This window comes from Desulfitobacterium sp. THU1, assembly GCF_038181555.1.
Taxonomy (GTDB): Bacteria; Bacillota; Desulfitobacteriia; order Desulfitobacteriales; family Desulfitobacteriaceae; genus Desulfitobacterium.
This window is the reverse complement of the sequence record NZ_JBBWUA010000034.1, coordinates 1-8,425: the sequence shown is the minus strand read 5'-3', so window position 1 is coordinate 8,425 and position 8,425 is coordinate 1. Positions and strand designations below refer to the sequence as shown.

The 8,425-nt window shown below is 41.4% G+C and carries 8 protein-coding genes; 6 read left to right on the top strand and 2 right to left on the bottom strand.

Annotation, left to right across the window (positions count from 1 at the left end):
• The first annotated feature begins 9 nt into the window (after window positions 1–9).
• From AAC978_RS16005 to AAC978_RS15995, 3 genes are all read left to right on the top strand, one after another.
• Window positions 10–87, top strand: coding sequence for a hypothetical protein (locus AAC978_RS16005; RefSeq protein ID WP_341548904.1), 78 nt, complete (start codon window positions 10–12; stop codon window positions 85–87).
• 185 nt (window positions 88–272) lie between these two features.
• Window positions 273–854, top strand: a complete 582-nt coding sequence (locus tag AAC978_RS16000) for a restriction endonuclease (protein WP_341549078.1) — start codon at window positions 273–275, stop codon at window positions 852–854.
• Window positions 855–1,337: 483 nt separating this feature from the next.
• Window positions 1,338–4,064 carry an AAA domain-containing protein gene (locus tag AAC978_RS15995; RefSeq protein ID WP_341549077.1) on the top strand — a complete coding sequence of 909 codons (2,727 nt, stop codon included), beginning with the start codon at window positions 1,338–1,340 and terminating at the stop codon, window positions 4,062–4,064.
• A 24-nt stretch (window positions 4,065–4,088) separates the two neighbouring features.
• On the opposite strand, the gene AAC978_RS15990 is transcribed toward AAC978_RS15995, so the two are convergent.
• Window positions 4,089–4,688, bottom strand: a complete 600-nt coding sequence (locus tag AAC978_RS15990; RefSeq protein ID WP_341549076.1) for an SOS response-associated peptidase — start codon at window positions 4,686–4,688, stop codon at window positions 4,089–4,091.
• Window positions 4,689–4,898: 210 nt separating this feature from the next.
• Between AAC978_RS15990 and rsmH the strand changes: the two genes are divergently transcribed.
• Both rsmH and AAC978_RS15980 read left to right on the top strand, forming a co-directional pair.
• Window positions 4,899–5,948, top strand: coding sequence for a 16S rRNA (cytosine(1402)-N(4))-methyltransferase RsmH (gene rsmH / locus AAC978_RS15985; RefSeq protein WP_341549075.1), 1,050 nt, complete (start codon window positions 4,899–4,901; stop codon window positions 5,946–5,948).
• 265 nt (window positions 5,949–6,213) lie between these two features.
• Window positions 6,214–7,077 carry a hypothetical protein gene (locus AAC978_RS15980; protein ID WP_341549074.1) on the top strand — a complete coding sequence of 288 codons (864 nt, stop codon included), beginning with the start codon at window positions 6,214–6,216 and terminating at the stop codon, window positions 7,075–7,077.
• A gap of 108 nt (window positions 7,078–7,185) precedes the next feature.
• On the opposite strand, the gene AAC978_RS15975 is transcribed toward AAC978_RS15980, so the two are convergent.
• Window positions 7,186–7,914, bottom strand: a complete 729-nt coding sequence (locus tag AAC978_RS15975; RefSeq protein ID WP_341549073.1) for a DUF434 domain-containing protein — start codon at window positions 7,912–7,914, stop codon at window positions 7,186–7,188.
• A 291-nt stretch (window positions 7,915–8,205) separates the two neighbouring features.
• On the opposite strand from AAC978_RS15975, the gene AAC978_RS15970 reads away from it, so the two are divergent.
• Window positions 8,206–8,425 (top strand): macro domain-containing protein (locus AAC978_RS15970; RefSeq protein ID WP_341549071.1); only part of this gene is annotated, 220 nt, incomplete at its 3' end.

Here is an 8,425-nt window from a genome sequence, read left to right as displayed (position 1 = left end):
TTAGACCGTGTGCTTCACAAAAGCGAAGTGCTGAATCTAAGTGGTGATAGTTATAGGATCAAGCATCGACAGACCATTTTTAGGTAAAAAGTGTTCAAAATAAATTAACGAAATTTGTTCAAAAGTACTTGACGGTTACATCTGTATTTCATAGACAGAATACAGTGGGGGAGATCCATACGGATGCCCTAACTCTGTTAACCCTCTTTGCCGGCTTATGCTTTTCCAATTTTGTGGAAAGGATATAGAAAAACGACTTGGAGGGAGCCCCATTGATAAGCTCATACTTTAACGATGTTGAAGAATTAGAAAAGACACTTGCTATCGGTCTATACCACCGTTTTAAGAAGGAAAAGGATTTTGGCGAAAGGCCAGAGTACAAAGAAGAAGATCCCTATGCCTTCGAACATTTCGTTGCCAAAGTACTGGAGACCCAATTTGGCGGGAAAGCTGTTCCAACAAAGAAAAGTGGAGAACGCGGTATTGATATTATCCATGAACGCGCTGAAGGATTGTATTTAGGGCAAGTAAAATGTGAACTGGGCAAAGTCAATTACGTTCCAGCTGCAGTGCTTCATTCGCAAATGGTTAAACAAAATGCGGTTGGTGGATATGTAATAGCAGTTCGAGATTTTGAACAAAGTGCAATAGATCATGTTAATGGAATAAACATTAACTTGATCGATGGAAAACGGCTTGTATATATGTGGCTTAATCCCCAAGCAGCCTACGATAAAACACTTATTAAAAGGCTTCTGGATGCCATTGGGGAGGAAATTCGAAAGCATTTTTCTCAGCTTAAAAATACTATTGCAACATTTGTTAGAGAAAAGCTCCCCTTCAACTTGAAGTGAAAGCTTACTGGACTAGTTTGGCAAATTCAGTAAGAATAACTCAAATACGATATCTTTCCTGAAAAATAATGGTGTTTATTCAGGTGAGACAAAGGAAGATTTTGATGTTTTTGGCGTAGTGCAGCCCTATTTATGTAAAGCCCTTGAAGTGTGCAGAGATCTCCAGGAGTTGGCTCAGCTTCTTTGTGTAGAAGTTTCACAAGTCAAGCTTTGGTTGGAGCGTGCTGAAAATGAGGGGCTAGTTTATATGACAGATAACAAGGGCATTTATAAAAGTAGTATTAACTCGGATAATATCCGCATAGTTCATTTCATTTTCTCTAGAGGATTGGGAGCTATTCCCTATCTATTTTCTTTTGGGTGATAACTCATGCTATACTACAGGTGCATATTTCCTTTTTTTGATGACCATCTATTGGTATGACTAGAAGATTATTGCCCTTAATGCGATAAAGGGAGTACGACAAGGAGGATGATCTTTAATTGAATATTGAAGAGCATCTTATTCTCTTAAATGGCGAAGACAGAACGGAAGCCATCAAATCCTGCACATATGAAAAGGGAACGGGAAAGTGGAAGGTCGTTTTTAAAAACAATGCTAAGGAATATAACTATAGCTTTCCTAAGGTAAAGTGGCTCAAAAATCCCTTTCCTTATGACCCTTCCGATACAGTCGTCTATAAAGACAAACAACCTCTCTGGGGAGTTAATAAGATTCTAGATTTTCAGGAATATGTTAGCCTAGGTTATAACAATGGCTATAATAAAGTTTATTCTGGCCAAGAGATTAACTTAGAGCAAAGCTGCCTTAAAGATGCAAAATCAAAGAATGTCTTTGGGTATCTTAAACAATTAGCCGGATTAAGGAAAATTGACGATGAGGAAGAACAAAGCTTTCTCGGCAAGCAATATGACAGAATCACTCATGTTAGTCCGGCAAGTGTCTTGGCTAACTATCTTAACCCGCTCTCCTTAGAGAAAACACAGGAAAATCAGCAGATCCCCATATTTCCGTTTGGTTTTAACCTCAGTCAGAAGGCTGCTACGGAAAAGGCACTCTCAGAAAAGCTAAGTGTCATTGAAGGCCCACCTGGCACAGGTAAGACCCAAACCATCCTTAACATTATTGCCAATGCTGTGATTCAGGGAAAAACGGTGGCTGTAGTATCCAATAATAATTCAGCCACTGCCAATGTTTTAGAGAAGCTCCAGAAGCAGGGATTAGATTTTATCGCTGCCTACTTGGGAAACTTTCAAAATAAAAGTAAATTCTTTACTGAGCAAACAGGGTTATACCCAGATTTGTCCTCCTGGGCCATAGAGCCAACAGATATTGCCCTTTACCAACAAAAAATCCACGAACAAGGTCCTAAGCTAAGCGAAATGCTTGAGATGAAAAACCAACTGGCTCTTTTAAAGCAGGAACTGGCGACCTTAACCGTTGAAAAGGAGTATTTCAACACTTACTTATCGGAAAACCTTAGCAACGCCGTAAGTTTCAAGTCCTTCTTCACTCATAATTCAAGTACCATCATGTCTTTGTGGTTAGAATATGAGCAAGTGATTAAGGAAAGGGGAGGGCTATCACTACTTCATAAGCTCGAGAACCTTTTTCGGTATGGCATAACGAGTTTTTCCTTCTATGCTAATTCCAGTGACCAGATTATCACACTATTGCAAAAGCTCTATTATGAGAAGAAGGAAACCGAGTTAAAAGAGCAACATGATCAAATCACTAAGCGGCTAGAGAATTATCACTTTGAAGAAAACATGAAAGAATATAGCTATACTTCTTTGATACTTTTCAAGGCTCTGCTAGCTCAGCGGTATTCTTATACTAAGGAAAGAAAGACCTTTACCAGTGATGCCTTGTGGAAAGAGTTTAATGCTTTTATTAAAGAATACCCCGTAGTATTAAGTACGACTTACTCCTTAAGAACTTGCACTAGCTCCAATTACTTATTCGATTATGTGATCATGGACGAGGCGTCTCAGGTGGATATTGTTACAGGGGCTTTGGCACTATCCTGTGCTAGAAATGCGGTTATTGTAGGGGATATTAAGCAATTACCCAATGTAGTGAATAATGAGTTAGCGGATAAAGCCCATAATATATTTGCCCAGTTCGCTTTGCCTAAGGCCTATGATTTTGCCGAATACAGCATGCTTTCCTCGATTACAAATCTGTTTATGGATGTTCCTAAGACCATGTTGCGGGAGCACTATCGCTGTCATCCCCAAATTATTGGTTTTTGTAATTCTAAATTCTATAACGGGGAATTAATCATACTTACTGAAGAGAATGGCTGGGACATGCCTTTAACTGTATATAAAACAGCCCCAGGCAATCACGCCCGGGGCAAATATAATCAGCGACAGATTGATGTCATCCTAGAAGAGGTCCTGCCAAAGTACTTGGGTAGGGATAACAACAAGGTGGGTATTATTTCTCCATTTCGTGTGCAAGCTGAGAAGATTACCAGATCACTAGGTGGTTTAACTATTGAAGTAGATACTGTACACAAGTACCAAGGTCGCGAAAAGGATATAGTTATTTTGACCACCGTTGTCAATGATATCAATGATTTTGTGGATAATCCCAATCTCATCAATGTAGCCGTCTCCCGTGCAGTCGATCGACTAATCGTAGTAATTTCGGATTATGATCGCAATAAGAGTTCTAATCTCGATGATTTGGTAAGATATATCGAATACAACAACTTTGAAGTTGTTCATAGCAATATATACTCTGTCTTTGATCTGCTTTATCACCGGTATGCCGAGGAACTTCGTGCTCTTAAGCAAAAGCGGAAAAGGGTATCTGAGCATGAATCCGAGAATCTGATGAACGCTGTTATGGAAAAAGTCTTGAGGAAACAGGAATATCTGAATCTTGATTGGGTTATGCACCAACCTCTTAGGATGCTCATTCGTAATCCGGAGAAGTTAACGGACGATGAGTGTCAATTTGCCATGAATGTATTTACCCATACTGATTTTGTGATTTTTAATAAGCTTGATAAGCGACCTGTACTAGTAGTGGAGGTTGATGGTTATGCTTTCCACGAAAACAATCCTAAGCAATTGGCCCGTGATCAAATGAAGGACACCATCTTAACCAAGTATGGGATCCCCATACTAAGGCTTAAGACCAATGGAAGTCGAGAGGAAGAGAGGTTACGTGCTAAGCTAAGGGAAGTTGTAGGCTGATAGGCTGCGTTGGCTTCCTTACACCTAAAACAAAGCCGGCGTTACATCAACCCCAGCATAACTAACATCCTCTACGGAATGATGCATCACATCATGGCTCTCCATCTCGCCGGATAACCATACTCCGCTCAGCTCCTTCGGCATAATAACCGGCATCCGCTCATGGATAAAGGAGATAACGGGAGCTGCGGGGCGGGTGAGGATGACGAAGAGGGGAATAGGCATATCCTTCTCAAACCTGTAGATTCCTGCCATGTAGAGCGTGCTCGGCAAACTGATGGCATACTTTTGCTTTTTTCTGCCGATGGTTTCCCATTCGAAGTAGTGGCTGGCGGGGATCAGACAACGATGCTCGGCGAATGCCTCGCGGAACATCGGTTTTTCTGCGGCTGTTTCTAAGCGGGCGTTGATGACTTGCCCCTTGCCATCAAAACGAGTAAAGCCCCATTTCATGAGAGCTGGGGACTCGGGGGTGATGATCGGGACTATATTTGTCGGATAAATCTCGCCGGTTTTCATTTTAGACAATTCGGGTGTGTTTTTAAAGCGATCATTGACTTCTTCGATGATCTTTTTTATTTCGGCGTCATCCCGTTCGGTAGCGACAAAGTAACGTCCGCACATCAAAGGTCACTCCTTCCATGAGAGCTGCTAGATTACTGAATATAGTATATCATTTCCCCACCTCAGATACAGAGGTGGGCAAGCCCAAATTCCCAAGCGTTTGCGAATTGAGCTTGCCCATTCGTATAGATTAGTTCACATGTGCATGGTATTGTAATAAGCAGGATGTCTAAGATAAAAATAACATAAGAAAAGAAAGAGAGGTAACCAATGGATTATCCAGAGCAGAAGCACCAACGACGTGCTCGATATAAGGGAACCCATCCAAGAAACTTTAAAGAAAAATACAAAGAACTTCAACCGGAAAAATATGTAGATACTGTAGCAAAAGTAATTCAAAAGGGCAGTACACCTGCTGGTATGCATATATCTATATGTGTTAAAGAAATACTAGAATTTTTGCAAATTAGACCAGGACAAACTGGTTTAGATGCAACTCTGGGATATGGTGGTCATACATTAGAAATGCTAAAAAGTTTAGAATCAAAGGGCCATATATATGCCCTTGATGTAGACCCTGTTGAATTATCTAAAACTAGAGAACGCTTACAGCGTTTAGGGTATGGTTCAGATCTATTAACTACTAGGCAACTGAATTTTGCCAATATTGATCAAGTTGCTACTGAGGCAGGTCCGTTTGATTTTGTATTAGCAGACTTAGGCCTATCTTCAATGCAAATAGATAATCCTGACAGAGGGTTTTCATATAAAAAAGAGGGGTCATTGGATTTACGATTGAATCCTGAAAAAGGAATGTCTGGTGCTGAGCGCTTAAGGAAAATGACTCAAGTAGAATTAGAAGGTATGCTAATTGAAAATGCGGACGAACCATATGCCGCACTAATTTCGCGTGCTATTATTTCTGAAATGAAAAATGGAACTGATATTTCTACGACTACTAAGCTCCGACAAATTATTGAAGATGCCCTCAAACTTATTACGGCAGATAATCGGAAAGAAGCGATTAGGAAATCATGTCAAAGAACCTTCCAGGCATTGCGTGTTGATGTGAATAGTGAATTTGAAGTGTTATATGAATTTCTAGAAAAACTTCCTAACGTCCTTGCAAAAGGCGGACGTGTTGCCATACTGTCTTTCCATTCAGGAGAGGATAGACTTGTCAAAAAGTCTTTTAAAGGTTTGTTGCGAGAAGGAGTTTACAATGAGATTTCAACCGAGGTAATCCGGGCATCACCAGAAGAATGTAATATGAATAGTCGTGCCCGCTCAGCAAAAATGAGATGGGCTATAAAAGCTTAATTCATCTTGGACACCTAAAAAGAGGTTGTTCCTTCTCCTCACATCTACAGTCATGGCAATTATTTTAGCAACATAAAAAACAACGATGGCGTACTTCAAAGGAAGTCAAGACATCGTTGTTTTCATTTGCGTTATAGCCCAGCACGCATACCATAAAACTTGAGGAATTCTCACTGATTATTGTCGAATTATTCCACCCAGGAAAAAGCGTGGTATAATATGGTATTAAATTCTTGTGAGAGAACTTAGGAGGGGAGGTGTGGTTATGAAAAGGCGTATCGGCAATACTCTGATAGTCATTTTGATTACTGTTTCAGCGTTGCTTTTATCATCTATGGGTTCTAGCGAAAGAGTAGCCCAGTCGGAGTCGGTTTTTCAGCCATCATATCATCTCATGCCCTACCGTGCTGAGTTTATTAACCTTTTCTATGAGACTCCTGAACGGGTAGGATTTCAGGTGTTGGATGGCATTTTTCTTTACAACTACCAAGAAGGTTATTTGGAAGCGGAGTTTGCGCTAAGTGAGGGTTGCTTTGAGCAGGAATATTTAATTAACCCATGGATGAGTACCGATAAAAAGAGCATCATTATCGGAGGCGTGAATCACTCGGATGGAACCTGGAGTGACCACTACTATAGTTATGACATTAAGAGCAAAGAGATGGCGCGAATAAGCGGTGATGCGACAAAGGTCGCCACACTTCCCTTTTCGGCTGGGGATCGGCAGATGGAAGCTTTTCAAGCAGACTCTTGGGAATTAGAGGATCTCCGCTATTATCCGATGGGAAGTGATAAAGCCTATATTCCGTTTAAGGTCGAAGAAATCCCGACCATGGTTTATGTAATGCAGGGTAACGAGCAGGATAGCCCACTTTCACCAAAGCTAACCCTAATGGCCGACGGGCGGTTTCAATTCACATACTCCTTGCTAAGTAGCTATCTTAATTATGGTGAATACAGCATTAAGGGCATGGAATACAAAATGGTGACCAAGGACGGACAGTATACCTATGTATTCAATAAAGAAGGGAGTAACTTCGTTTTTGATGCGGAGCGTTCTTCAAGGTGTATTCTTGATGATAGAGCAGAACTACCTGACAGAGCTGTGTTCTCCATCAAGCGATCTTAAGGAATACCCCTAAAGCGATAAGAATCAAAATAGCAATAATTAATCAGATGACAAACACTTTTATTTGCCAAATACCATATAGTGGAGGTGTACATGAGGAGATTGGCACTAAAGACAAGGGCCGTCACACAGACTTACGATCCAAGCGCTTTGTATATCTCTTTCTACAATCTCACGGGACAAATTGATCCAGCTTTGACATTGGTCCAATATAACGGAATCTCCAGTAATCACTCTCTCCATTTTTGACAAGACCACATCGGCATTAGGGACAAGTTCGACTTCAACATCCGTTAACCAATTATGAGCATGGTTAAGTATTCGATGTTTCAATTGACCGGAATTGGAAATTGGAGCATCTAGTAGAAATTTCGCTTTAGGGACCGCCAGCCTTTTAAAAGCTTGGCCGAGTATTTCTAAGGCACGATCAGTTTGTTCGATGATTCGGTACGATCCGCTGACCCCGGCAAGATCCCTCAAAACGCCATCGGCTCCCAAAATTAAGGGGCCTCCGGAAAGAGCGACTTCGAGTGCAATGATTAGATTAAACCCATCGATAATTAGGCTTCTTTCGTTTGCTGCTTGATACGGAAGCTGGGCCAACTTTCTCCTCTGCGCTTGAAGTTTCGTGCAGGAGGCCCTTTTGAGTGCATTTCGTTGTCTTAAAGAGAATTGATAGTGATTGCCTACGAAAGTGACGACGGGACCTTCCTTGTAACCCCGATCCAATAACCATTGGATTTCCTGTAGGGCTATTTTGAGGTTTGCAACGGCCTTTACTGAAAACCAACGCTTATCCTCAGGATCAAATCCTCTTTGTTTAGTGGATGATGACATTCGTTTAGTCCCCTTCTCAAACCTGTAAACTCCTACCATGTAGAGTGTGCCCGGCAACCCAATGGCATACATTTGCTTTTTTTTGCCGATCGTTTCCCATTTGAATTAGTGGCTGGCGGGGATCAGACAACAATGCTCGGATAATTGTATGGACAACCCAGATTCCCAAGCGCTTGGGAATTTGGGCAAAAGGAATTGATAGAAAGTAGGAGAATTATATTTAAAGATGCCTTATAACTCGATTTATTCGCTTATGTAGCTTCTAGCAGGGAAGCAGATGGAGGGATAATTATGCCACTGGAAATAATCCGTAATGATATAACCAAGGTTCAGGCCGACGCCATCGTCAATGCGGCAGACCCATCCCTACTTGGCGGTGGTGGTGTTGACGGCGCAATCCATCGAGCCGCAGGACCGGAGCTGCTGGCTGAATGCCGAACCCTGGATGGTTGCCAAACTGGACAAGCTAAGCTCACCAAAGGCTACAAGCTACCAGCAAAGTATGTGATCC

Excerpts from the sequence above, each read along its gene's own strand:
- AAC978_RS15980 (WP_341549074.1), top strand. The coding sequence starts at position 6,214 with ATGAAAAGGCGTATCGGCAATACTCTGATAGTCATTTTGATTACTGTT.
- rsmH (WP_341549075.1), top strand. The coding sequence starts at position 4,899 with ATGGATTATCCAGAGCAGAAGCACCAACGACGTGCTCGATATAAGGGA.
- AAC978_RS15990 (WP_341549076.1), bottom strand. The coding sequence starts at position 4,688 with ATGTGCGGACGTTACTTTGTCGCTACCGAACGGGATGACGCCGAAATA.
- AAC978_RS15975 (WP_341549073.1), bottom strand. The coding sequence starts at position 7,914 with ATGTCATCATCCACTAAACAAAGAGGATTTGATCCTGAGGATAAGCGT.